20 protein-coding genes are annotated in these 25,673 nt (G+C 65.3%); 16 read left to right on the top strand and 4 right to left on the bottom strand.

The features are described 5' to 3' along the window. The first annotated feature begins 29 nt into the window (after positions 1–29). Together F753_RS25860 and F753_RS25855 are read left to right on the top strand one after the other, a co-directional pair. Positions 30–470 (top strand): PAS sensor domain-containing protein, encoded by a 441-nt coding sequence (locus tag F753_RS25860; protein WP_014820379.1) that lies wholly within the window; start codon positions 30–32, stop codon positions 468–470. Positions 471–648: 178 nt separating this feature from the next. Next, entirely contained in the window at positions 649–3,306 is a 2,658-nt protein-coding gene (locus F753_RS25855) for an EAL domain-containing protein (RefSeq protein WP_023443729.1), read from the top strand. A 41-nt stretch (positions 3,307–3,347) separates the two neighbouring features. Here F753_RS25855 and hemH read toward each other — a convergent pair whose 3' ends face one another. Both hemH and F753_RS25845 read right to left on the bottom strand, forming a co-directional pair. Beyond that, the gene (hemH, locus tag F753_RS25850) at positions 3,348–4,373 is read right to left on the bottom strand and encodes a ferrochelatase (RefSeq protein WP_023443728.1); all 1,026 of its coding nucleotides are present in this window, start codon (positions 4,371–4,373) and stop codon (positions 3,348–3,350) included. An 80-nt stretch (positions 4,374–4,453) separates the two neighbouring features. Then, positions 4,454–5,356 (bottom strand): TIGR01777 family oxidoreductase, encoded by a 903-nt coding sequence (locus F753_RS25845; RefSeq protein WP_023443727.1) that lies wholly within the window; start codon positions 5,354–5,356, stop codon positions 4,454–4,456. A gap of 332 nt (positions 5,357–5,688) precedes the next feature. Here F753_RS25845 and F753_RS25840 point away from each other — a divergent pair, with 332 nt between their 5' ends. From F753_RS25840 to F753_RS25800, 9 genes are read left to right on the top strand one after another with little or no spacing between them, the layout of a single operon-like run. Beyond that, complete coding sequence (locus tag F753_RS25840; RefSeq protein ID WP_023443726.1) at positions 5,689–6,648, top strand: YbgA family protein; 960 nt, start codon at positions 5,689–5,691, stop codon at positions 6,646–6,648. 2 nt (positions 6,649–6,650) lie between these two features. After that, a complete protein-coding gene (locus F753_RS25835) occupies positions 6,651–7,586 on the top strand; it encodes a MerR family transcriptional regulator (protein WP_023443725.1) in 936 nt (311 codons plus the stop codon). After that, complete coding sequence (gene phrB / locus F753_RS25830) at positions 7,583–9,013, top strand: deoxyribodipyrimidine photo-lyase (protein ID WP_023443724.1); 1,431 nt, start codon at positions 7,583–7,585, stop codon at positions 9,011–9,013. The genes F753_RS25835 and phrB overlap by 4 nt, the downstream gene beginning before the upstream one ends. Beyond that, positions 9,010–9,438, top strand: coding sequence for a nuclear transport factor 2 family protein (locus F753_RS25825; RefSeq protein WP_023443723.1), 429 nt, complete (start codon positions 9,010–9,012; stop codon positions 9,436–9,438). The genes phrB and F753_RS25825 overlap by 4 nt, the downstream gene beginning before the upstream one ends. After that, positions 9,435–10,202 carry an SDR family NAD(P)-dependent oxidoreductase gene (locus F753_RS25820; protein WP_023443722.1) on the top strand — a complete coding sequence of 256 codons (768 nt, stop codon included), beginning with the start codon at positions 9,435–9,437 and terminating at the stop codon, positions 10,200–10,202. Before F753_RS25825 ends, F753_RS25820 begins: the two co-directional genes overlap by 4 nt. A 2-nt stretch (positions 10,203–10,204) precedes the next feature. Next, positions 10,205–11,452 carry an NAD(P)/FAD-dependent oxidoreductase gene (locus tag F753_RS25815; protein WP_023443721.1) on the top strand — a complete coding sequence of 416 codons (1,248 nt, stop codon included), beginning with the start codon at positions 10,205–10,207 and terminating at the stop codon, positions 11,450–11,452. 11 nt (positions 11,453–11,463) lie between these two features. Beyond that, positions 11,464–12,264, top strand: coding sequence for a DUF1365 domain-containing protein (locus tag F753_RS25810; protein ID WP_031297091.1), 801 nt, complete (start codon positions 11,464–11,466; stop codon positions 12,262–12,264). After that, a complete protein-coding gene (locus F753_RS25805; RefSeq protein ID WP_023443719.1) occupies positions 12,251–13,528 on the top strand; it encodes an SAM-dependent methyltransferase in 1,278 nt (425 codons plus the stop codon). The genes F753_RS25810 and F753_RS25805 overlap by 14 nt, the downstream gene beginning before the upstream one ends. A 43-nt stretch (positions 13,529–13,571) precedes the next feature. Next, positions 13,572–15,068 carry a methyl-accepting chemotaxis protein gene (locus F753_RS25800; RefSeq protein ID WP_023443718.1) on the top strand — a complete coding sequence of 499 codons (1,497 nt, stop codon included), beginning with the start codon at positions 13,572–13,574 and terminating at the stop codon, positions 15,066–15,068. A gap of 14 nt (positions 15,069–15,082) precedes the next feature. Here the strand turns inward: F753_RS25800 and F753_RS25795 are convergent, their stop codons facing one another. Next, a complete protein-coding gene (locus F753_RS25795) occupies positions 15,083–16,414 on the bottom strand; it encodes an oxygen-independent coproporphyrinogen III oxidase (protein WP_023443717.1) in 1,332 nt (443 codons plus the stop codon). Positions 16,415–16,675: 261 nt separating this feature from the next. Here F753_RS25795 and F753_RS25790 point away from each other — a divergent pair, with 261 nt between their 5' ends. From F753_RS25790 to F753_RS25770, 5 genes are all read left to right on the top strand, one after another. Then, positions 16,676–17,434 carry an SIR2 family NAD-dependent protein deacylase gene (locus tag F753_RS25790; protein WP_023443716.1) on the top strand — a complete coding sequence of 253 codons (759 nt, stop codon included), beginning with the start codon at positions 16,676–16,678 and terminating at the stop codon, positions 17,432–17,434. 446 nt (positions 17,435–17,880) lie between these two features. Further along, positions 17,881–20,439, top strand: coding sequence for a nitrite reductase large subunit NirB (gene nirB / locus F753_RS25785; protein WP_023443715.1), 2,559 nt, complete (start codon positions 17,881–17,883; stop codon positions 20,437–20,439). Then, the gene (gene nirD / locus F753_RS25780) at positions 20,439–20,822 is read left to right on the top strand and encodes a nitrite reductase small subunit NirD (RefSeq protein ID WP_023443714.1); all 384 of its coding nucleotides are present in this window, start codon (positions 20,439–20,441) and stop codon (positions 20,820–20,822) included. Before nirB ends, nirD begins: the two co-directional genes overlap by 1 nt. Positions 20,823–20,990: 168 nt before the next feature. After that, positions 20,991–21,803: a formate/nitrite transporter family protein gene (locus F753_RS25775; protein WP_014820396.1), complete on the top strand. Its 813-nt coding sequence runs from the start codon at positions 20,991–20,993 to the stop codon at positions 21,801–21,803. A gap of 59 nt (positions 21,804–21,862) precedes the next feature. Continuing rightward, positions 21,863–23,584 carry a bifunctional protein-serine/threonine kinase/phosphatase gene (locus F753_RS25770; protein WP_245218612.1) on the top strand — a complete coding sequence of 574 codons (1,722 nt, stop codon included), beginning with the start codon at positions 21,863–21,865 and terminating at the stop codon, positions 23,582–23,584. A gap of 1 nt (position 23,585) precedes the next feature. Here F753_RS25770 and F753_RS25765 read toward each other — a convergent pair whose 3' ends face one another. Beyond that, positions 23,586–25,553, bottom strand: coding sequence for a DEAD/DEAH box helicase (locus tag F753_RS25765; RefSeq protein WP_023443712.1), 1,968 nt, complete (start codon positions 25,551–25,553; stop codon positions 23,586–23,588). Positions 25,554–25,673 lie beyond the last annotated feature (120 nt).

The following is a 25,673-nucleotide window of genomic DNA, read 5'->3' as shown; positions in this document are numbered from 1 at the left end:
CGCGGCATGCCCTTTCAGGATGTCGTGACATGATCAATGCCAAGCTGTTGCAACTGGTTATCGAAGCCTCCAACGACGGAATCGTGGTCGCCGAACAGGAAGGCGATGACAACATCCTGATCTACGCCAACCCGGCGTTCGAGCGGCTGACCGGCTATGCGGTCGACGACATCCTCTACCGCGACTGCCGCTTCCTGCAGGGCGAGGACCGCGACCAGCCGGCCCTGCAGGCCATTCGCGAGGCGGTGAAGAACAACCAGCCGTGCCGCCAGATAATCCGCAACTACCGCAAGGACGGCACACCGTTCTGGAACGAGCTTTCCATCACGCCGGTGTTCAACGAGGCCGATCAGCTGACCTACTTCATCGGCATCCAGAAGAACGTCACCGCCGAGGTCGACGCCTTGCAACGCGTCGAAGCGCTGGAAGCCGAGATTCGCGAACTGAAGGCGAAGCTCGCGCAGAACTGAGCACGCCGCCCGGCCCGCGTCCGGCGGGCCGTTGGCTCAACGATGCGGCAGCGCTGCGCCCTCAAGTACCCCGGACAACCCTACCTAAGTGCCGTTACTCGGTAGCGGTGGATATGGGATACTGGCAAATCGCCATTTCACCATCCTGCAGTGGGCGGTTGCGCCCTAGGATTCTGTCTTGACTCTCAATGCCGTCGTACAGAACGCGGTCATGCTGCTCGCGTTGTGCTGGCTGCTGGCCTTTACCACCCGCAGCTGGAACCGGAGCGGTCAGCTCTCTGCTCAATTGCTCGCCGGACTCTGGTTCGGCAGCGCCTGCATCATCGGCATGCTGATCACCAGCGTCGGCCACACCGGGATCATCCTCGACGCGCGCACCGTGGTGCTGAGCATGGCCGGGTTGTTCGGCGGGCCGCTGGTGGCCACGATCGCCGGCACCCTGGCTGGCGCCTACCGCCTCTGGCTGGGCGGGCCCGGTGTGGTACCGGGGCTGGCGAACGTGGTGTTGCCGATCGCGCTCGGACTCGCCTACGGCTGTGCATATCGAAAGCGTCTGCTCGGCATTGGCTTCTGGCAATTGCTCGCTTTCGGTTTGCTGCTGCACCTTGCCGCACTGGCGCTGATCGCACTGATGCTACCCAGCGACCTCGGCACCGCCGCCGTACGGGAAGCTGCCTTGCCGGCGCTTTTGGCGCTGCCCATCGCCACCGCGACCCTCGGCGTCCTGCTCAAGGATCTGCTGGAGCGCGACAAGACCGAGCAGGCGCTGCGCTTCAGCGAAGCTCGGCTGCGCGCCATCACACAAGCCATGCCCGACCTGCTCATGGTGCTCGACGAGGATGGCCGCTACCTGGAAATCCTCTGCGCCGAACGAAGCCTGCTGTATGACGATCCGAGCAAGCTGCTCGGTCGCCGCCTGCACGACGTCATGCCCGAAGAGGAAGAACGTCGCTTCCTCGACTTCATTCAGCTGACGCTGAACAGCGATGTGCCGCAGCTGATCGAATACTGCCTGCCGACTCAGGGTGGCCTCAAGGTGTTCGAAGGCCGCGCGCTGCCGCTGGAGCAGCCGGAAGGACAGAAGCGCGCGGTGGTCTGGCTGAGCCGCGATATCACCGAACGGGTGAACACCGAGCTGGAGCGCAGGATCGCCGCCATCGCCTTCGAATCGCAGCAGGGCATGCTGATTACCGACGCGCAGAACCGCATCCTGCGGGTCAACCGGGCTTTCACCCGCATCAGCGGCTACAGCCCCGCCGAAGCCATCGGTCAGACCACCGCTCTGCTCGCATCCGGCAAGCACGGCCCGGAGTTCTATCGCGCCATGTGGTCGAGCATCGAAACCACCGGCGTATGGGAAGGCGAAATCTGGAACCGGCGCAAGAGTGGCGAGATCTTTCCCGAATGGCTGACCGTCAGCGCGGTGCGCAACGCGCTCGGCGAGGTTACGCACTATGTCGCCGCCTTTACCGACATCACCGATCGCAAGGCGGCCGAAGAGCGAATTCATAATCTGGCGTTCTACGATCCGCTGACCGGTCTACCCAACCGCCGACTGCTGCTCGACCGCCTGCACCAGGCCATGGCCGCCAGCCGCCGCGGCAATCAGCTGGGCGCGCTGATGTTCATCGACCTCGACAACTTCAAGAACATCAACGACCTGCACGGGCACCAGACCGGCGACCAGGTGCTGCGCATCGCCGCCGAACGTCTGCACGCCGAGGTGCGCGCCAGCGACACGGTGGCGCGCCTGGGTGGCGACGAGTTCGTGGTGATGCTGGAGAACCTCGGTGACGATCCGCTACGCGCGGCGGGCCAGGCCGAGCACATCGGCATGAAGCTGCTGAACTCGCTGGATCGGCCGTATCGCCTGGCCGATCTCGCGCTGTACAGCAGCGCCAGTATCGGCGTGGTGCTGTTCGGTGCCGAAGCCAGCAGCAGCGACGAGCTGATGAAGCGCGCCGACATGTCGATGTACGAAGCGAAGATTTCCGGCAAGAACGCCCTGCGCTTCTTCGACCCGCGCATGCAGCTGGCCGTGCAGGAACGGTTGCGTCTGGAGGAAGAGATTCGCCTGGGCTTGAAGAACGGCGAATTCATACTCAATTTCCAGCCGCAGCTGGAGCAGACCGAAGGCATCATTGGCGCCGAGGCGCTGGTGCGCTGGCAGCACCCGCTGCGCGGTCTGCTCACTCCGGCGGCATTCATCGCGCAGGCCGAACACGCCGGTCTGATCCACACCCTCGATCAACAGGTGCTGGCCCAGGCCTGCGCACAACTGGCGCGCTGGGCCGAAACGCCGAAATTCGCCCACCTCAGTCTCTCGGTCAACCTCAGTGCACACCTGCTGTACCAAGACAATTTCGTCGAGGGGGTGCTCGAGCTGCTGGAAAGGAGCGGTGCCGATCCGGCCCGGCTGAAGCTGGAGCTGACCGAAACGCTGCTGCTGGACAACATGCCCGAAGCGATCGCCCGCATGACGCGGCTCAAGCAGCACGGCATCCGTTTCGCCATCGACGACTTCGGTACCGGCTATTCCTCGATGAGCTATCTCCAGCAGCTGCCGCTCGATCAGCTGAAGATCGATCAGACCTTCATTCGCCGCCTGCCAGACGACAGCAGCAGCCTGACCATCGTCCGGGCCATCTGCGCACTGGCGACCGGCCTGGGCCTGGAGGTCATCGCCGAAGGCGTCGAAAGCGAGCCACAACGGGCGATGCTGCTCGCCAATGGCTGCCATCGCTATCAGGGTTATCTGTTCGGCAGACCGCTATCGGCAGATGCGTTCGAGGAGCTGGTTCGCAGCACCGAGGCGGACGACGGCGTGACAGCCTGACGTGGGACGCATCGCCGCGCGACGCGTCCCCGAGGCTGCGGTCAGAGCGCCAGAGGCGCGCGACCGCAGAGTGTCACCAGCGCCTTTACCCAATCCTCGTGGGTATTCAGACAGGGCACCAGCACCAGTTCCTCGCCACCCGCCTCGATGAACTGCTCACGACCGCGATCGCCGATCTCCTCGAGGGTTTCGATGCAGTCGGCGACGAAGGCCGGGCACATCACCAGCAGCTTTTTCACACCCTGCTGCGCCAGCTCGTCGAGACGCGTCTCGGTGTAGGGCTCGATCCACTTGGCGCGACCGAGGCGCGATTGGAAGGACACCGACCACTGATCGTCACTCAACCCGGCTTGCGCCGCGAAGCCGGCGGCGGTGCGCATGCACTGCGCGCGGTAGCAGCTGGCGAGTACCTCGCCCTCGGCACGCTGGCAACAATCATCGCCTTTCAGGCAGTGCGCGCCGGTTGGATCGGTCTTGTGCAGGTGACGCTCAGGCAGCCCGTGGAAACTCAGCAGCAGATGATCGAAATCCTGTTGCAGATGCGGCCTGGCACTGGCGGCCAGCGCGTCGAGGTACTCCGGCTGGTCGTAGAACGGCTGCAGGATCGACAACTGCAGAGACAGTCCGCGCTCGCGGATGACCCGGCGCGCTTCCTGAATGACCGTCGTCGTGGTGCTGTCGGCGAACTGCGGATAAAGCGGCGCCAGGGTGACCTGGGTGATGCCCTGCCCGGCCAGACGCGTCAGCGTGGTCTCAATGGAGGGCTCGCCGTAGCGCATCGCCAGCTCCACCGGGCCTTGCGTCCAGTGCGGACGTACCGCCTCGTGCAGACGGCGGCTCAGCACCACCAGCGGCGAACCTTCCGGCCACCAGATCGAGGCGTACGCATGCGCCGATTGCTCGGGGCGCTTGATCAGGATCAGCGAGACCAGCAGGCGCCGCAACGGCCACGGCAGATCAATAACGTACGGATCCATCAGAAACTGGTTGAGGTAGCGGCGTACATCAGCGACTTCCGTGGAGGCCGGCGAACCCAGATTAACCAACAACAACGCCTGCTCTGTCATGCAACTTTCCTGACTACTGTTTTTTAGGTTGCGCCGTACCCCAAGCGGGGGGCGCGCTATTTTCACACAGGGCGCCACCTTCAGGGAGGCGTCAATAGGTCGGCCAGGGCTGAATCCAGATCGTTGAAACGGAAGCGGAAACCTTCCGCCTCGGCCCTCTGCGGCAACGCATGTTGCCCCCCGAGCAGCAATCCGGCCAACTCGCCGAGCAGGGGCTTGAGCACCGCTGCCGGGACTGGCAATACCGTCGGGCGATGCAGGCAGCGGCCAAGGCTGCGCGTGAACTCGACGTTGCGCACCGGGGCCGGCGCACAGGCATTGTAAGGCCCGCTTGCCGCCGGCTGGCGCAGAAGAAAATCAATCAGGGCGATTTGGTCTTCGATATGAATCCACGGCATCCATTGCCGACCATCGCCGATGCGCCCGCCCAAACCTAGCCTGAATGGCGGCAGCAACCGCTGGAGAAAGCCGCCGTCACGCGCCAGCACCAGCCCGGTACGCACCAGCACCACACGCATTCCCAGCACTGTCGCCTCCATCGCGCGCTCTTCCCAGGCATTGCACAGCTGGCTGGCAAAATCGGTGGAGACCGGCTGATCGGCTTCGGTCAGGCGGTGCTCACCACCGTCGCCGTACCAACCCACAGCGGAACCAGAAATCAGCAGCGCCGGTTTCTGCTCGCGCCGGCCCAGCCACTCGACCAGCTGTTCGGTGAGCTTGACCCGACTGTCCCAAAGCATCGCCTTGCGCGACTTGGTCCATGGCCGATCGGCGATGGGGGCGCCGGCCAGATTGACCACCGCGTCCAGCGCCACGGCATCCAGCTGCTGCAAGCTGCCCACACCCTGCACCTCGGCACCACACAACGCGGCAACGCGTTGCGGCGTGCGGCTCCATACCCACAGCCGATGCCCGTCCGCCAGCCAGCGCCGACACAACGCGCGCCCTATCAGCCCGGTACCGCCCGTCAACAAGATGTTCATGGTGAGCTCCTGACGCGCAGCCATTGCGCGGGTTGGACGACTTACTTGAAAGCATACACCTATACACAGGCACATGAACCGTACAGCATTTTCACGCCACCGCTTCGGCTGAGTCACTGGCGCACATCAGGCCGGCCGAAAAGCGCTGTAGATCGCTCAGCCACCAAAAAAACCCTCCGTACGCAGCGACAACTATACAAAGCCACTCGTTGACGACATTTGTACAGGATTATGCACTTAGTTGTACATTCTGTATTGACTTGTACAACACCACGATTATGATGGCCACAAGTTGTACAGAAACCCAACTTGTACAAGACGAGGTCGCCATCATGCACACCAAGCTCCCCACGCCCAAGATTGGAATCAGCGCCTGCCTGCTTGGTAATCCGGTGCGTTTCAACGGTGGCCACAAGGAATCGCGCCTGTGCAGCGAGACCCTGGCGCAGCACTTCGAGTTCGTGCCGGTGTGCCCGGAGGTTGCCATCGGCCTTGGCACACCTCGCGAGCCGATCCGCCTGGTCGGCGACACCGACGCACCAAAGGCTGTCGGCACCGTACGTCCCGAGCTGGACGTCACCGAAGCCCTCGCCGCCTACGGTCGGCAGATCGCCGAGCAGTTGCACGACATCAACGGCTACATCCTTATGCAGAAATCGCCGTCCTGCGGCATGGAGCGGGTCAAGGTCTATGCCGCCAACGGCCATACCCAGCCCGGAGGTGGTAGCGGCGTGTTCGCCCAGGCGCTGATGCAGGCCTGTCCGGATCTGCCGGTCGAAGAGGACGGTCGACTGAACGATGCCGTGCTGCGCGAAAACTTCCTCACCCGCGTCTATGCCCATGCCGACTGGCAGCGCCTGCGCCAGGCCGGCCTCAGCCGCCGGGCCATCGTCGATTTCCACTCGCGCTACAAGTACCAGCTGATGGCGAGCAACCCGCTGCAGTACAAGGTGCTCGGCCGGCTGGTCGCGCAACTGGCCGAACACTCGCTGGAGGAGTTCGCACCGCAGTACTTCAGTCAGTTGATGCAGGCGCTGAAGAAGCCGGCCACCCGCGGTACGCACTGCAACGTGCTGCTGCATCTGAGCGGTTACCTCAAGGACGCGCTTGGCGCGGAGGACCGCCGCGAGATGCGCCACCTCATCGATCAGTATCGCGCCGGCGTCATCCCGCTGGTGGTGCCGCTGACCCTGCTCAAGCACCACTTCCGTCGGCATCCCGATCATTACGTCGCACGCCAGGCCTACATGCAGCCGCATCCCGAAACCCTCAGCCTGCGCAACGGAATCTGAACATGAATGAATCAACGGACCTGACGCAGCTGACGGCCGACGGCCTCCTGCCGATCCGCGAAGTGGCGCGCATCACCGGCGTCAACGCCGTGACCCTGCGTGCTTGGGAGCGCCGTTACGGGCTGATCGTCCCGCTGCGCACGCCCAAGGGTCATCGGCTGTACGAAGAAGCACATATCCAGCGCATCCGCGACATCCTCACCTGGCTCAATCGCGGCGTTTCGGTCAGCCAGATCAAGCCGCTGCTGGACACCACCACGCCGCCGGAGCTGCCCAGGCAGAACCAGTGGTCGGAGCTGCTCGAAGAACTGCTGCAGGCCATCGACCGCCTCAGCGAACGACGCCTGGACGATGCCTTCAACCGGGCCATGGCGCTGTATCCGCCGCGCACGCTCTGCCAGCACCTGCTGCATCCACTGCTCGAGGCACTCGAACAGCGCTGGCAGGGCCAGTACGGCGCAGCGGTGGAGCGGGCGCTGGTTCATTCCTGGCTGCGCAGCAAACTGGCGACCCGCATCTATTTCAACAACCGGCAGCAGGTCGGGCGTCCGCTGTTGCTCGCCAATCTGGATAACGAGTCCTTCGCACCCGGTCTGTGGTTGACCGCCTGGCTCGTCTCCAGCACCGACTGCCCAGTTGAAGTCGTCGAGTGGCCGGTACCGCTAAACGAGCTGAACCTGGCGATGGAGCGCATCCTGCCGCGCGCCCTGTTGCTCTATGCGAGCAACAGCCTGCCGGGCAACTGCCTGCAACGCGACCTGCCGCGTCTGATCGAGCAAAGCGTCGCGCCGCTCTGTGTGGCCGGGCCGGCCGTTCATATCCATGCACCCGAGCTGCACCGACATCGCGGGCTGATGCTCGCTGAGGGTCCCCTCGGCGCCCTGCGGCAGCTGCATGGCGCCGGCCTGCTGCCCGGTAGCGAAGGGAGTGCATCATGACCCAGCTGCTCTGGCTGCGCAGCGATCTGCGCACAAGCGACAACACCGCCCTCGCGGCTGCGATGGCTTGCGGCCCTACCGTGGCGCTGTATCTGGTGACCCCGGGGCAATGGCTCGCCCACGACGATGCCCCGTGCAAAGTCGACTTCTGGCTGCGTAACCTCGCCGAGCTGTCGACGCGGCTGGGCGCGCTCAACGTCCCGCTGCTGATTCGCGAGGTCGATGATTGGCAGGCGGTACCCGACGCGCTGCTGAAGGTCTGCCGCGAACAGGGCGTGCAGCGGCTGCATTACAACGACGAGTACGGGGTAAACGAGCAGCGCCGCGATCAGGCAGTTACGACGCATCTGGAAGCGGCCGGCATCAGCGTGCGCGGCTATCTCGACCAGCTGCTGTTCACTCCGGGCAGCGTACAGACGCAGTCGGGCAGCTACTTCAAGGTGTTCAGCCAGTTCCGCAAGGCCTGCCTCGCCCACCTGAGCGTATCGCTGCCAACCTGCGAGCCGGTGCCTGCGGCCCAGGCGCCGCTGGGTATCACCAGTGACCCGATACCCACGACGGTCACCGGTTTTCCGCGACCCACGGACTATCTGCGCGCGCTCTGGCCAGCCGGCGAAGCCTTCGCCCAGCGGCGCCTGGCAGCGTTCGTCGAGGACGACCTGAACGAATACCACCAGCGCCGCGACCTGCCCGCCGAGCCCGGCACCAGCCAGCTCTCGGCCTACCTCGCCGCCGGTGTCATTTCCATCCGCCAGTGCCTGCACGCGGCGCTTGGCTACAACCAGGGCGAGCTGGACAGCGGCAGCACCGGCGTCACCACCTGGATCAACGAACTGCTCTGGCGCGAGTTCTACAAGCACATCCTGGTCGGCTATCCGCGGGTATCCATGTACCGCGCCTTTCGCCCGGAAACCGAGGCACTGCCCTGGCGGCGCGCGCCGTACGAGCTGGAAGCATGGCAGCAGGGCCGCACGGGCTTTCCGATCATCGATGCGGCCATGCGCCAGATGCAGGAAACCGGCTGGATGCACAACCGTCTGCGCATGGTCGTCGCCATGTTCCTCAGCAAGAACCTGCTGATCGACTGGCGTGAGGGCGAGCGCTGGTTCATGCGTCACCTGATCGACGGCGACCTGGCCGCCAACAATGGCGGCTGGCAATGGAGCGCGTCCACCGGCACGGATTCGGTGCCCTACTTCCGCCTGTTCAATCCGATCAGCCAGTCGCAACGCTTCGACCCGGACGGGCAGTTCCTGCACCGCTGGCTTCCCGAGCTGCAGCACCTGAGCAGGCGCGACGTGCATAACCCGTCGGCGCACCGCAGCCTGTTCGGCGTAACCGAGTACCCCGCCCCCATCGTCGACCTCGGCGCCAGCCGGGCGCGGGCGCTGGATGCCTTCCGCAACCTGCCGGATGCGCAAGCATGAGCGGCTTCCTGCGGTCTTTCGCCTGCGAGTTCGCCCGCCTCGACGCGAGCAATCTCGACCGCCTGCGCGACCTCTACAGCGCCGACGTGCACTTCACCGACCCGCTGCATGAGGTCTGCGGGCTCGTCGAGCTGGAGCGCTATTTCAGCGAGCTGTATGCCAACGTCGAACATCTGCATTTCGAGTTCATCAGCCACGATGAGATATGCGACGGCCAGGGCTATCTGCGTTGGATCATGAGTTACCGACATCCGCGGCTGAACGGCGGCAAGCTGATCAGCCTCGAAGGCTGCTCGCTGCTGCGCTGGAACGGCGCCGGCAAGGTCGTCCGCCACCGCGACTACTTCGATGCCGGTGCCCTGCTCTATCAGCATGTGCCCCTGCTCGGCGCGGCCATTCGCTGGCTGCAGCGGAGGCTCGCGTGAACCTCTCGCGACGTATCTGGCTGACCGGCGCCAGCAGTGGCATTGGCCTGGAACTGGCGCGTCAGCTGCTCGCCGACGGGCACTGCCTGGCGCTGTCGGCACGCCGCGCCGAGCCGCTGCAGGCCTTTGCCCGGCGCTACCCGGGGCGTGTGCTGGTGTTGCCCGGCGATCTCACCGACAGCGAACAGGTGCGCGACATCGGCGCCGCCATCCAGACGCAATGGGGCGCGTTGGACAGCGTGATCCTCAACGCCGGCACCTGCGAATACATCGACGCCGGCCGATTCGACGCGGCGCTGCTGGAGCGCGTGATGGGCGCCAACGTACTCGCTGTCGGCTACTGCATCGAGGCGGCACTACCTCTGCTGCGCCAAGGGGTGCGCCCGCATCTGGTCGGCGTCGGCAGCTCGGTGACCTGGCTGCCGCTGCCGCGTGCCGGGGCTTACGGCGCATCCAAGGCGGCGCTGCGCTACCTGCTCGAATCGCTGCGTCTGGATCTGGCCAACGAAGGCATCGACGTCACCCTCGTCAGCCCGGGGTTCGTCGACACACCGCTGACCCGTCGCAACGACTTTCCCATGCCCATGAGCTGGCCGGCGGACAAGGCCGCACGGCAGATCGCCCGACGGCTGGAACGCCGCCCGCTGCACATCGCGTTTCCGGCGCCGTTCATCTCTGTGCTGCGCCTGCTCTCACTGCTGCCCGCACGCCTGCAATTCGCCCTCGGCCGGCGACTGGCGCGTACGCCTCTCAAGGAAGGATAACCATGAAAATCGCCATCATCGGCAGCGGTATTGCCGGACTTACCTGTGCGCATCTGCTGTCCCGTCAGCACCAGGTCGCGGTGTTCGAATCGGCCAGCTGGATCGGCGGCCACACCCATACCGTGGACTTCCGCCTGCACGGCCGGGACTACGCGGTGGACACCGGCTTCATCGTCTTCAATGACTGGACCTACCCCAACTTCATCAAGTTGCTGGACAAGCTCGGAGTGCGCTACAAGCCGACCGAAATGAGCTTTTCGGTGAGCGATCCGCTCAGCGACCTGGAATACAACGGCCACGACCTCAACACGTTGTTCGCCCAGCGCAGCAACCTGTTCTCGCCACCGTTCTGGGGCATGATCCGCGACATCCTGCGCTTCAACCGCGAAGCGCTTGACGACTACAAGCACGGCCGCCTCGGTGCCCACGTCACCCTGGGTACCTATCTCGAGCTGGGCCGCTACAGCCAGCGCTTTATCGATCACTACATCGTGCCGATGGGCGCAGCGATCTGGTCGATGTCGCTGGCCGACATGCTGGAATTCCCGGTGGAATTCTTCATCCGCTTCTTCAAGAACCACGGGCTGCTGTCGGTGAGCGATCGCCCACAGTGGTACGTCGTCGAAGGCGGCTCCAGTGCCTATATATCGCCACTGACGCGGGGTTTTAGCCAGCACATCCGTCTCAACTGCCCGGTGTTCGAGGTGCTGCGCGATGAGCACGGCGTAACGATCCAGAGCCCGGCCGGTGCCGAGCGTTTCGACAAGGTGATCTTCGCCTGTCACAGCGACCAGGCGCTGAGCCTGCTGGCCGAACCGAGCCGGGTCGAACGAGAGATCCTCGGAGCCATCGGCTACGCCGCAAACGACGTGGTGCTGCACACCGATACGCGCCTGCTGCCCAAGCGGCGCCGCGCCTGGGCCAGCTGGAACTACCGCCTCGGCGGGCCGACCGCGCAGCAGGCCGCGGTGACCTACAACATGAACATCCTGCAGGGCATCGAGTCGCCGGAAACCTTCTGCGTCAGCCTCAACCAGAGCGAAGCGATCGATCCGGACCTGATCCTCGCGCGCTTCTCCTACGCCCACCCGCAATACAGCCTGGCCGGCATCGCCGCGCAGACCCGTGCCGACGAACTCCTCGGCGCCCGGCACAGCTACTTTTGTGGTGCCTACTGGGGCAATGGCTTCCACGAGGACGGTGTGGTCAGCGCGTTGCGCGTCGCCGCCGCCTTCGGAGAGTCGCTGTGAGCAGCGCCATCGTGCACAGCGCGCTGTACAGCGGCTGGGTGCAGCATCGGCGCTTCGCGCCACGGGCCCATGCGTTCAGCTATCGCATGGGGTTGCTGTACCTCGACCTGGCCGAACAGGACGCCGTGCTCGGGCTTTCGCCCCTGAGTGGGCGTGCCCGCTTCGCCGCATTTTCCTTCCGCGAGCGCGACTACCTGCCGCAATACACCAGCCAGGGCATCGCGCTGGCCGACGCGGTCCGCCAGCGGGTCAGCGAAGCCCTCGGGCGGCCGGTCACCGGTGCCGTGCGCCTGCTGACCCAGCCGCGCAGCTGGGGGCTGTGCTTCAACCCGGTCAGCTTCTTCTATTGCTTCGACGAACAGGAACAGCTGACCGCGGTGCTCTGCGAAGTCAGCAACACCCCCTGGCGCGAGCGTTATCACTACGTGCTGCCGGCATCCGGCAATCGCAACCTGCGCTGCACGGTGGCGAAGACCTTCCACGTCTCGCCGTTCCTGCCCGGCGAGCTGGAATACCGCATGCGCTTCAACCCGCCGGGACGACGCATCGGCGTGCACATGGAGGATTGGCAGGGCGAGCAGAAGCTGTTTGACGCCACCCTCGGTCTGCAACGCCAGGCGCTGACTTGCGGCGCGGTGCACCGCTACCTGCTCGGCTTCCCCTGGATGACCGCCAAGACCCTGCTCGCCATCTACTGGCAGGCGCTGCGCCTGCTGCTCAAGCGCACACCGATCTTCACCCATCAGCCCGCTACCAAGGCGTACGGGCTGGCCGTCCCGCAACCCACCGGAGCCCGCCATGAAGAGCCCTAGCCTGACCGTCAAAGTCCGTCCGCTGGCGGGCATGGGACTGGCCAGCAGCCTGCTGCGCCGTACCGTGCTGAATCAGCTCGAACACCTGCGCCACGGGTTGCTGAGACTGCAACACGGCGATGTCTGCCAGCAGTTCGGCGATCTGGCGAGCCCGCTCAAGGCAGAAATTCATATAACCGACAGTGCCGCCTGGGGCCTGATCGCCGCGCGCGGCTCGATCGGCGCCGGCGAAGCCTACATTCACGGCTACTGGCACAGCCCCGACCTGACCGCGGTGATCCGCCTGTTCGTCGCCAACATGGACGTGCTCGACAACATCGAGCGCGGCAGCCTGGCGCTGTTCGGCCAGCCGGTGATCAAGGCGTTGCACTGGTTCAACCGCAACACCCGCAGCGGCTCACAGCGCAACATCGCCGCCCATTACGACCTCGGCAACGAGCTCTTCGAGCAGTTTCTCGACCCGACCATGATGTACTCGGCGGCAATGTTCACCAGCCCCGAACAGGATCTGGAACAGGCCCAGCTGCACAAGCTCGAACGCATCTGCGAAAAGCTCGACCTGCAGCCCGAGGACCATCTGCTGGAGATTGGTACCGGCTGGGGAAGCATGGCGCTCTATGCCGCCATCCACCGTGGCTGCCGGGTGACCACCACCACGCTGTCGCGCGAACAGTTCGCCTACACCCAGCGGCGCATCGAAGAACAGGGCCTGCAGGACCGCATCACCCTGCTGCTCAAGGACTATCGCGATCTCGACGGTCAGTTCGACAAGCTGGTGTCCATCGAAATGATCGAAGCGGTCGGCCACGACTTCCTGCCGACTTACTTCCGACAGTGCTCGCGGCTGCTCAAGGACGACGGGCTGATGCTGCTGCAAGCCATCACCATTCGCGACCAGCGCTACGAACAGGCGCGCCGCAGCGTCGACTTCATCCAGCGCTACATCTTCCCCGGCGGTGCCCTGCCCTCCATGCAGCGCATGCTCAATATCGTAGCCAGCGACTCGGACATGAACCTGCTGCACATGGAGGACTTCGGCGAACACTACGCGCGCACCCTGCGCCTGTGGCACGAGAACTTCCGCCGCGCCCGCGGCGAGCTGGAGCGCCACGGTTACGACGACTATTTCTACCGGCTCTGGGAGTTCTACCTGTGCTACTGCGAGGGCGGCTTCATCGAGCGCGCCATCGGCACCGCACAGCTGCTGCTGGCCAAACCGGGCGCTCGTCGGAAACCGCTCTACGACGGATCAAGCGCGGCATGAGGCGCCCGATAACAGGAGTGCGGACTTTCACCCGGAGTCATCCATGAACAGCGAAAGCGTCACGCTGCAAGCGCATTACCTCAAGGCCGATCGCATCATGCTGGGTGTGATCTGGTTTCTGGTCGCCTACTCGTTCGGCGTGGCGGCTTTCCATGGCACTTGGGCGCAAGCACTGGTCATCGGCGGGCTGACCGGCGTGGCGGTAACTGCGCTGTACATGCTGATCCCTGGTCAACGTCTGCTGCGCTGCCTGATCGGCGCCGCATTCATGGTGTTCTCCGCGCTGCATATCAACCAGGCACACGGCATGCTGGAGATGCATTTCGGCATCTTCGCCCTGTTGGCGTTCCTGGTGTATTACCGCGACTGGCTGCCCATCGTGGTCGCTGCACTGACCATCGCCGTGCACCACCTGAGCTTTTTCGCCCTGCAACAACAGGGCACCGACGTATTCCTGATGCCCGATGGCAACTGGGGCGAGGTATTCCTGCATGCGTTCTACGTGGTGCTGGAAAGCGCAATCCTGGTCTATCTGGCAATCCGTGCCGCCGCCGAGGCCCGCGAAGGCGAAGCGCTGCTCGGCGCTGCCGCCGCCATCACCGCGCGTCCCGAACGCATCGATCTGAGCTACCGCAGCCAGGTCAGCGGGCCGGTCACCCAGCGCTTCAATCAACTGCTCGACCAACTGGGCGATCTGGTCGGCGCCGTGGTACGCGACACCGCGGGGCTGGGCGGCACCGCCGCCAACCTCAGCGAGGCAACCCGCCAGCTGCGTGACGGTGCCAGCCGCCAACTGGACGAGACTGCCTACATGGTCGAAGCCATGCAGCAGATGACCGTAGCCATCGATGACGTCGCCGGCCACGCCGATCGCGCGGCGCAGGCTGCCCAGGGTGCCAGCCAGAAGGCCGGCCAGGGCCGCAGCGCGGTCAGCGGCGTGCGCAGCGAGATCGGCACCCTTGCCGAACACATCGAAGGCACCGACCGCGTGGTTCAGGACCTGGCCGCGCAATCGGAGCAGATCGACCGCGTGCTGGAGGTGATCCGTACCATCGCCGAACAGACCAACCTGCTCGCCCTCAATGCCGCCATCGAGGCCGCACGAGCAGGGGAACAGGGTCGCGGGTTCGCCGTGGTCGCCGACGAGGTGCGCAATCTGGCGCAGAAGACCGCGGCTTCCACCACCGAGATCCAGGGCATCATCAGCCGCCTGCAGCAAGGCAGTCGCAAGGCCACCGAAGCGATGCAGAACAGCCGCGACAGCGTGGCCCGTTGCGTGAGCAGCAGCCAGGACACCACCGCCCTGCTGGACGCCATCGCCAGCGAGATCGAGGGCATCAGCCAGATGAACGAAATGATTGCCGCCGCGACCCACGAACAGACCGCGGTTTCAGCCGATATGGGGCGTCATCTGCAGAGCGTGCAGCAGGTCGCCGAGCGTAACGCCGGGGACGCCAGCGAGCTGGATAACGATGGTCGTCAGCTGCACGCGCTGGCCGGTCGCCTCGGTAGCCTCAGCGGCCGCTTCACCGTGCGGTGAAGCGGCGGCGCCAGTCAGCGCCGCCGGCGCCCGGCCGAATGACCAATCGCCATTGCGTTTGGCTGTTCGAAGGCCGCACACACCGCCGGCACCAGTAGCCGAGCGTGGAGCGGGATTTCCAGCCCGCTGTCGTCCAGCACGATCATCCCATCGGCATGCAGCTGCTGCAGCGCAGGCCAATGCCGCGCGTAGCGCTGCCGCACATCCACGCCGCAGTGCTGGCTGAGCGCGTCGAAATCCAGCGCGAAGGTGCAGCGCAGGTGTTCGAGCAGCGACTGGTGCAGCGGATCGACATGGCTGGCGTGCAGACCGCAAATGCTCGGTAGCTGGTCCTGGTCGAGCGCCTGCTGATAGGCCTGCGCGGTGCTGGCGTTCTGACAATAAAGGCCATCGACCCGGCTTATCGCGCCCACCCCGAACCCCAGGTGATCGCATTCGCCGTGCAGGGTGTAGCCATGGATATCGTGGTGCAGCGCGCCGATCTCCTGAGCCATCGCCAGATCGTCGTGAGGCAGGACGAACTTGCCCAGCCCGATGTAGCGGTAGCCGGCGGCGCTGAGCTGCTCGACACCATGGCGGTACATCGCCAGCGTATCGGCCACCGAAGCCAGGCCGAGGCGCGCGGGATTGGAAGCGACCAGAGGCGCGTCGCGGTAATCGAACATCGTTACCTGATCGGGCGCCAGCTCGATGATCGACGCCAACTTGCGCGCGAAGCTGGCCGGCGTCTGCCAGGACCTGCCGTAGCCAAGATCCAGATTCACCGAGCGGTAATGCAACGCATGGGCGGCTTCGATCACCCCGCGGATGCGCGCCGAACTGCGGAAATATTCGACCGTGCTGCCGTCGTCCGCGCGCAGATCGGGCACCGCGACGCTGAGCTGGTTGAAGCCGAGCTCGTGCAGCGCGCCAATCAGCGGCCAGTCGACATGAGCCAGCTCGACTTCAGCGAGAAAGCTGCCGGCATGGGAATCGACGAAACTGAAACGGCTTCTGAGCAGCGTCATCAGTTCTCGTAACGCGGCGATGCCCAGCGTGCCGGTGCTCAGCCGCAACTGCTCGACCTGCTGCAGCGGCCCGGCATGGCAACCGAGCTGTTCGATCTCGCGGTGCAGCCGCAGCTGATAGGCCGCGGCCTCGCCAGGCTGCAGCTCGACGCCACCGGGCTGGTGAATGGATATCGACAGCGGGCGGCCGGCGCGACGCCCCTCGCGCAACGCACGCAGCAGATCCAGCGGGGCGATCCGGTCGCTGAAATCGGCCGCAGCCGGATAGGTGCAGTGCCTCTGCCCGATCTGTCCGTAGCGTTGTACCAGCGCGTCGTCCCAGGTCACTGAGCCAAGCATGAGAGCCTCCCGGCTGCGAATATCGCGTCTGTTGCTTTACGCGGCATCATCCGCGAGCCGCTGCGGGCGACGTTGACGTCCGTCAAGTAGGTGACAGATGGCCACGGCGAGCAGCCGGACGGTCAGAACTCCGACGCGAAACACGATGTGCTGCTTGAACAACAGCCCCTCGCGAACGCCGTTCGACCAGCCGACGTTTTGAAAAAGCCCACAGCACGATGGTATTGATAGTGAGCCATCCATGCACCCCGGAGCCCGAACGTGATTCCAGCGTCTCTGATTTCCGCCCTGCGCTCGGCGCGCCATGTCGTCGTGTTCACCGGTGCCGGCGTTTCCGCCGAGAGCGGCATCCCGACCTTCCGCGACGCGCTGACCGGTTTATGGGAGCGTTTCGATCCGGGCGAGCTGGCCACGCCCGAAGCGTTTCGCCGCGATCCGGCGCTGGTCTGGGGCTGGTATGAATGGCGGCGCATGCGCGTCCTCCAATCCCAGCCGAATCCTGCTCATCTGGCCATCGCCGACCTCGCGCGCCATGTACCGCAACTGACGCTGATCACGCAGAACGTCGACGACCTGCACGAGCGTGCCGGCAGCGAGGATGTCATTCACCTGCACGGCAGCCTGCACCGACCGCGCTGTTTCGCCTGCGCCCGCGAGCCAGCCGAGCCGCTGCCGGCTGCCGACGAGCCCGAAGGTGGCAGGCGCCTCGAACCGCCCCGTTGCAGCCACTGCGGCGGACGGCTGCGCCCCGGCGTCGTCTGGTTCGGGGAAAGTCTGCCCGTCGCTGCACTCAGTGCCGCGTTCCAGGCGGCTGGCGAATGCGACCTTCTGCTGTCGGTCGGCACCTCCGGCGTGGTCTACCCCGCCGCGGAGGTGCCGCATCGGGCGCGTGACGCCGGAGCCACCGTGGTGCATATCAATCCGCAGGGCGAACCGACTGCAGGCAACCGCGAACACCTGCTTGCACTGCCCGCCGGCAAGGCACTGCCCGAATTGCTCCACGAGGCGTTTGGCGCCTGATGCAGAAACAATCTGCGCCCGGCCTCGGGTCCTGATCGCCCCAAAGCGGGGAGCGCGCCCGCACCGTCGCACTGTTCTGGTTCAAGCCTGCCGCGCTCAGGTCGCAGTCACGGAGGCTGATCGCTCAGCATCCGAGCGACCAGGCACCGCGCAACACCGCGCAATCGCGCGCCTTACAGCCGCAAATCCATGCTGCCGGACAAGCTGGCATACAACCTGCAACCACCCTGACAACACCTGCCGCCTCGCGGCAGGACGTCCCAGACGGTCAGCGGCGACCGTCAAGCCAACAGGCGCGGGACCGGGTGTAGCAGGCAACGAGGCCTGACCGACCACCCCACACACCACTAATTACCAGGCAAAGGCGCCTGGAGCTGATACCAGCTCCAGGCGCCTTTTTGCGTTTTGCCGGCCCAGTGCCGCAGCAGCTCGACTGAGGAAAGGCCATGAGTTCTACCGTCACTCCGCTCACGCACGAAAAACTGGTCATCGTCGGCAACGGCATGGTCGGTCACCACTGCATCGAACAGCTGATCGAGCGCGGCGCCCTCACCCGCTACGAGCTGCATGTGTTCGGCGAGGAGCGCCAGCGTGCCTACGATCGCGTGCACCTGTCCGAATACTTCGGCGGTCGCGATGCCGAGTCGCTGGCCATGTGCGAGGCTGACTACTACAGCAGCCACGGCGTCTACACCCATCTGGGCGTACAGGTGCTGGGTATCGACCGCGAACGTAAGGAGGTCGTTACCAGTTCCGGCCGCCAGCCCTACGACCAACTGATTCTTGCCACCGGCTCCTACCCCTTCGTGCCACCGATCAGCGGTGCCGAAGGCAGCGCGCGGCTGGTCTACCGCACCCTCGACGACCTTGATGCGATTCGTGCGGCCGCCAGCGGCGCCACGCGCGGTGTGGTGGTTGGTGGCGGTCTGCTCGGCCTGGAAGCGGCCAACGCGCTGAAGTCGCTCGGCCTGGAAGCCCATGTCGTCGAATTCGCCCCGCGCCTGATGCCGGTGCAACTGGACGGCGAAGGCGGCGCGGCATTGAAGGCGCGCATCGAGGCGCTGGGCGTCGGCGTGCACCTGTCGCGCGCCACCCAGGAGATCGTTACCGGCGAGGACTACGCCTGGCGGATGAACTTCACCGACGGCGAATTCCTCGAAACCGACCTGATCGTGTTTTCCGCCGGCATCCGCCCGCAGGACGCCCTCGGCCATGTCGCGGAGCTGGAGATCGCTCCGCGCGGCGGCATCGTGATCGACAGCGAATGCCGCACCTCGGACCCGGCGATCTTCGCCATCGGCGAGTGCGCCAGCTGGAACGGCAGCGTGTTCGGCCTGGTCGCGCCCGGCTACAGCATGGCGCGCAGTGTCGCCGCGCAGCTGGCCGAGGAACCGCACGAGCCCTTCTACGGCGCCGACATGTCGACCAAGCTCAAGCTGCTCGGCGTCGACGTCGGTTCCATCGGGGATGCCCACGGCGCCACACCCGGCTCGCGCAGTTACCGTTTCATCGACGAGGCCAGTGCCAGCTACCGTCGACTGGTGGTATCCGCCGATGGCAAGACCGTGCTCGGCGCGGTACTGGTCGGTGACAACAGCTACTACGACACGCTGCTGCAGTACGCGCAGAACGGCATCAAGCTGCCGGCCGATCCGTCCGCGCTGATCCTGCCGCAGACCGAGGGCGCTCCGACCCTTGGGCCGGACGCCCTGCCGGCCAGCGCGACCATCTGTTCCTGTCACAACGTCAGCAAGGGCGCGGTGTGCTGCCAGGTCGAGGCCGGCGTCACCGATCTCGGCGAACTCAAGGCCGCAACCAAGGCAGCTACCGGCTGCGGCGGTTGCAATGCGCTGCTCAAGCTGGTGTTCGATTCCGAACTGGCGGCGCGCGGCGTGGCGGTGGACAAGAGCCTGTGCGAACACTTCGCCTACACCCGTCAGGAGCTCTACGGCATCGTCCGCGTCGAGGGCATCCAGAGCTTCGCCGAACTGCTGGCCAAGCACGGCCGTGGCCATGTCGGCTGCGACATCTGCAAGCCGACGGTGGGTTCGATCCTCGCCTCCTGCTGGAACCAGCCGATTACCGATCCGGCGCTGATTCCGCTGCAGGACACCAACGACACCTTCATGGCCAACATGCAGAAGAACGGCACTTACTCGGTGGTGCCGCGCATCCCGGGTGGCGAGATCACCCCGGATGGCCTCATCGCCATCGGTGCCGTGGCGAAGAAATACGACCTCTACACCAAGATCACCGGCGGCCAGCGCATCGACCTGTTCGGCGCCCAACTGCACGAACTGCCGGACATCTGGGGCGAGCTGATCGCCGCCGGTTTCGAAACCGGCCACGCCTACGGCAAGAGCCTGCGCACCGTCAAATCCTGCGTCGGCAGCACCTGGTGCCGCTACGGCGTGCAGGACAGCGTCGGCATGGCGCTGCGCCTGGAGGACCGCTACAAGGGCCTGCGTGCGCCGCACAAGATCAAGTTCGCGGTATCCGGTTGCACCCGCGAATGCGCCGAGGCGCAGAGCAAGGACATCGGCGTGATCGCCACCGACAAGGGCTGGAACCTCTACATCTGCGGCAACGGTGGCATGCGCCCACGGCATGCCGAGCTGTTCGCCACCGACCTCGACGACGAAGCGCTGATCCGCACCATCGACCGCGTGCTGATGTTCTACGTGCGCACCGCCGACAAGCTGCAGCGTACCTCGGTCTGGCGCGAGAGCCTGGAAGGCGGCCTGGACTACCTCAAGGCAGTGGTCCTCGACGACAGCCTGGGTCTTGCCGCCGAGCTGGAAAGCCAGATGCAGCACGTGGTCGACAGCTACCAGTGCGAATGGGCCAATGCCATCAGCGACCCGGAAAAGCTCAAGCGCTTCCGCACCTTCGTCAACGACGGTCGCGGCGACCCCGACATCCACTTCGTCAAGGAGCGCGGCCAGCGTCGGCCGGTGCGCGCCAGCGAACTTCACCTGATCCCACTTACCCAGGAGGTGCTCTGATGAGCCAGTCCAACGTCGTTCGTCTCGACTCCCGTTCCGCAGCCCCGGCGGCCTGGCAGGCACTGTGCAGCCGTGCCGATCTGGTCGCCAATTCCGGTGTGGTGGCCTGGCACGAAGGCGCCCAGGTGGCGCTGTTCCACCTGCCCGACAACGCCGAAGGCGAGCAGCTGTTCGCCATCGACAACCGCGACCCCAAGTCTGGCGCCAACGTCATCGGCCGCGGCATCGTCGGCAACTTCAAGGGTGAGCTGGTGATCGCTTCGCCGTTGTACAAGCAGCATTTCCGCCTGCAGGACGGCAGCTGCATGGAATACCCCGAACAAAGCCTGCGCGTCTGGCCGGTGCGTCTGGAGGGAGACGAGGTGCAAATCGCCGTTGGCTGATCGCCGCCGTTCACTCGCGCGGCTCACCGCTCCCAAATCGTACCGATCCATGGGAGCGGCCTTGGCCGCGAACCTGACCTCAATTCGCCAGCAATTCACATCGCTCAGCCAGCGCCCCGCGACCGCCGTCGGGGGCTTGGCCCCTTACTGCCATTCAGAGAGACCGCCATGTCCTACATCATCCCCTCCGAGTTCGTCACCAAGATGGTGGACGCCGGTGAATCGAAGATCTTCATGTCCACCCGCGACACACTGATCCGCGCCTTCATGGCTGGCGCCATCCTCTCCCTCGCCGCGGTGTTCGCCGTGGCCGTGACCGTGCAGACCGGCTCGCCGCTGGTCGGCGCGATGCTGTTTCCGGTCGGTTTCATCATGCTTTACCTGATGGGCTTCGACCTGCTCACCGGGGTATTCATGCTCACTCCGCTGGCCCTGCTCGACCGCCGTCCTGGCGTGACCGTGAGCGGCATTCTGCGCAACTGGGGCTGGGTATTTCTCGGCAACTTCGCCGGTGCGCTGGTGGTTGCCTTCATGATGGCCTTCGTCTTCACCATGGGCTTTTCCACCGACCCGGGGCCGATCGGCGAGAAGATCTCGCACATTGGTGAGGCTCGCACACTGGGCTACGCCGAGTTCGGTGCAGCGGGCTGGGCGACCATCTTCCTGCGCGGCATGCTGTGCAACTGGATGGTCTCGATGGGCGTGGTCGGCGCGATGATCTCCACCTCGGTCAGCGGCAAAGTCATCGCCATGTGGATGCCGATCATGCTGTTCTTCTTCATGGGCTTCGAGCATTCGGTGGTGAACATGTTTCTGTTCCCCTCTGCGATGATCATGGGCGGCGACTTCTCGGTGATGGATTACATGCTCTGGAACGAGATCCCCACCGCGCTGGGCAACCTGGTCGGCGGCCTGGCCTTCACCGGCCTGACGCTCTACACCACCCACGTGCGCACCGCACCCAAGCGCACCGTCTACTGACCCTGGAGTGAACGAAGGCCCCGGCTCGCATGCGCGCCGGGGCTTTTGCGCAGATGAAGATGCCCAGCCAACTCGCCATTTCCCTCGGCCAGCATTCGGACCGCGGACGCAAACCGGCCAACCAGGACTTTCACGGCGCCTGCGTGCCCGCTGACGCCCAGCTCGCCAGCAAGGGCATCGCCATTGCGCTGGCCGATGGCATCAGCAGCAGCGAGGTCAGCCATGTCGCCAGCGAAACCGCGGTGGCGAGCTTTCTTTCCGACTATTTCTGCACCTCCGACGCCTGGTCGGTGAAGCAGTCGGCGCAGCGGGTGCTGGTGGCGATCAATTCCTGGCTGCATGCGCAGACCCGCCACAGCCCGCACCGCTATGACCGCGACCGCGGCTATGTCTGCACCTTCAGCGCGCTGGTGCTCAAGTCGGCCAGCGCGCACCTGTTCCACGTCGGCGATGCGCGTATCTATCGACTGCGCGACGGCGGCCTCGAACAGCTGACCGAGGATCACCGCGTGCGCGTGTCCGCGGATACCAGCTACCTCGGCCGCGCGCTGGGCATCGACCGGCACCTGGAGATCGACTACCGCACCCTGCCGCTGGCGGTCGGCGATCTGTTCCTGCTCGCCACCGATGGCGTCTACGAGCACATCGGCGCGCGGGAGGTGGCGCAGCTCGTTGCCGAGCATGGCGACAACCTCGACCTGGCAGCGCGACGGATCGTCGAGCGGGCATTGGCCAACGGCAGCGACGATAACCTCACCGCGCAGCTGGTGCGCATCGACAGCCTGCCGGAGCAGGCGGTCGACGACGTGCAGCGTCAGCTCGGCGAACTGGCGTTGCCGCCGCTGCTGGAGCCGCGCATGCTGTTCGATGGCTATCGCATCGTTCGCGAGCTGCATGTCAGCAGCCGCAGCCATGTACACCTGGCCGTCGACGAAGCCAGCGGCGCCACCGTGGTGCTGAAGACACCCTCGATGGATCTGCGGAGCGACGCGGCCTATCTGGAGCGCTTCCTCCTGGAAGAGTGGATCGCCCGCCGCCTGGACAACCCCCATGTGGTCAAGGCCTGCCCGCCGCTACGGCAGCGTCGCTACCTGTATACCGTGAGCGAATTCATCGACGGCCAGACGCTGGCGCAGTGGATGCTCGACCATCCACAGCCGGACCTGGAAACCGTGCGCGGCATCGTCGAGCAGATCGCCCGCGGCCTGCGCGCCTTTCACCGCCTGGAAATGCTGCATCAGGACCTGCGCCCGCAGAACCTGATGATCGACGCCACCGGCACGCTGAAGATCATCGATTTCGGCTCGACCCGCGTCGCCGGGCTGGCCGAACGCAACGCACCGGGCACGCAGGACAACCTGCTCGGCACCGCCGCCTATACCGCGCCGGAATACTTCCTCGGCGAGGCCGGCACGCCGCGCTCGGACCAGTTCTCCCTCGCGGTGATCGCCTATCAGATGCTCAGCGGCCGCTTGCCCTACGGCGCCGACGTCTCCAGGGCACGCACCAGCGCAGCGCAGAAGCGCCTGTGCTACCAGCCGCTACGCCACGCTCAGCGCGACATTCCGGCGTGGATCGACGAAGTGCTGGGCAAGGCGCTGCATCCCGATCCCGCGCGGCGCTATGCCGAACTGTCGGAGTTCGTCTTCGAGCTGCGCCAGCCCAACCCGGCCTTTCTCAGCCGCGCCCGCCCGCCACTGTTGGAGCGCAACCCGCTGCTGTTCTGGAAAGGCCTGTCGCTGCTGCTGGCCGGTACAGTCGTCGCGCTGCTGTTGCGCTGACCTAGCCCCGCGCCAGGCGCTCGGTGGCACCCTGCGCCTTGCGCGTGAACCAGAGCACCCGGCTGACGCCGCGGGTGATCGCCACGTACCCCAGGCGCAGGCTTTCATCGGCCATGGCCTGGTCATAGCTGTTGCGGAAGAAACCCGAGTAGCCATACAGCGCGTTGCGCAACGGATGCGGCTGCACCGGGGCGCAGTCGTCGACGATGATCGCCACCTCGGCCTGCAGTCCCTTGGCGCGGTGAATGGTGTACGCCTTGACCGGTAACTTGCGGTCCAGCTGCGCCTGGATGGTCCGCAGTGGCTCGTTGCGCCGGCTGAGCAGCAGCACCGCGGTGCGTTCGCGGCTTTGCCGCTCGGCCACATGGGCACATTGCGCGGTGATCGCCTCGATCAGCTTCGGCAGGCCCTTGTTCAGCTCGAAACCGGTGACCAGCTTTACCCCGTGGTCGCCCGGCTGTGTCGGCTTGCATGGCCGGCTGGTCTTGGCCTGCTTGAACTGCACCCCGGCCAGCACCGCCTCGCCATCGCGAATCACCGGCTCGATGGAGCGGTAGTTGGTTTCCAGCAGCAGCGTCTCGCTGCCCTTGGCGCCGCGCCGCGGGAAGTATCTGTCGAAGTCCATGAACAACTCCGGCGAACTGCCGCGCCAGCCATAGATCGACTGCCAGTCGTCACCGATGGCCATCAGGCTCGGGCCGGCCTTCTGGCGCGCCAGCTGGCGATGCAAGGCCTGCAGCCATTGGACGATCTGCGGGGAAATGTCCTGGAATTCATCGATCAGCAGGTGCTCGAACGGCGCAAGGCTGGCCTGGGGCACATCCGTGCCCGAGCCCAAACGCTCGGTGAGCTGTTGAAAGGCCTCATTGAAGGTAATCAGCCCCTGCTCACGCAGCGCGGCCCTGAAGTAGCCATGGAAGCTCACCAGCGCTTCGACGAAATCCCGTTCGCGCGCCGCGCACTGCCGCTTGCCTGGCTGCAGCTGATCAATGCGAATGCCAATGCTCTCGATAAAGCCTGCCTGGGCATGGAAGGCCTCGTACAGCGGCAGCGGCGTGAACTCGCCGGCCAGGGTGAAGGTATCGCCTGGCGCTTTCGGGGCAGCGCGCTTGCCCTGTTCGCTTTCGGTTGGCGGCGCAGGCAGGTCGAGCAGTCGATGCACCAACTCACGGAATGTCGCTTGTTCGGCGTAACACTGCTGATAGGCCTGCTTGAGCAGGCGAACTTGCGCCGGGCGCAGGCGTGTGGCGGCTAGCGGGTTATCCGGTTCGTCCGTCGCGGCGGCCTTGTCGTCCAACTGCTCGAACCACACCGGTCGCTCCAGCACTTCACGCGCCAGCTGCGCCATGGCCGAGTGGAAGGGGCGCACGCACTGGCGTGCCTGCTGCGCATCGAATGGCACCTGCCAGAAGCCGAGCACGCGCACCAGCTGTTCGCGCAGCTGCGCGCAAGAGGCGTTGGTGAACGAGATGACCGTCAGGCGTCCGGGCTCGATACCCATGTGACAGAGCATGAACACCACGCGCAGCAGCAAGGTGGTGGATTTGCCGGAGCCGGCACCGGCGAAGATCCGCGTCACCGGGCTGCGGCTGAGGATCATCGCCCATTGCTCTTCCGACGGTGCACTGATGATGCCGGCGGCCACCGCCTGCTCGACGCGTTCGCGCATGGCCTGGACCTGAGCGTCATCCACTTTCAGTTGTGCCGCGGCGTAGATCCCCTGCGCTGCCGTCCCGCGCGGCTTGGCGGCAGCGCGAGCCGGCCCCTCCGACTTGCTCTTCGGCTTGGCCTTGGCTGCAGGTTTGCCCTTGCGCTTGGCGGCCGCAGCCTTGTTCGTCTTGCCAGGCGCACCGCCCCAGCGACGAAACAACAACTCGTCCTCTTCGCGCAGATGGGCCGAGGTACGTGGAAAACAGCGCTGCAGCACCCCGGCGACCAGGGCCCTGTAGCGCTTGACGGCAGAAAGCATCGGAAATCACCGTGAGCATTGCATATCGTTGATATGGTACGGGTTTTTCCCTGTACCCTGGCCGCTGCAAGGACGAACTGCAGCGAATGGCACCATCAACCTCCTGCCTCGCCGGCACGA

Source organism: Stutzerimonas chloritidismutans AW-1 (assembly GCF_000495915.1).
Taxonomy (GTDB): Bacteria; Pseudomonadota; Gammaproteobacteria; order Pseudomonadales; family Pseudomonadaceae; genus Stutzerimonas; species Stutzerimonas chloritidismutans.
The sequence above is the reverse complement of the archived record's forward strand: the minus strand, read 5'-3'. Positions and strand labels throughout refer to the sequence as shown.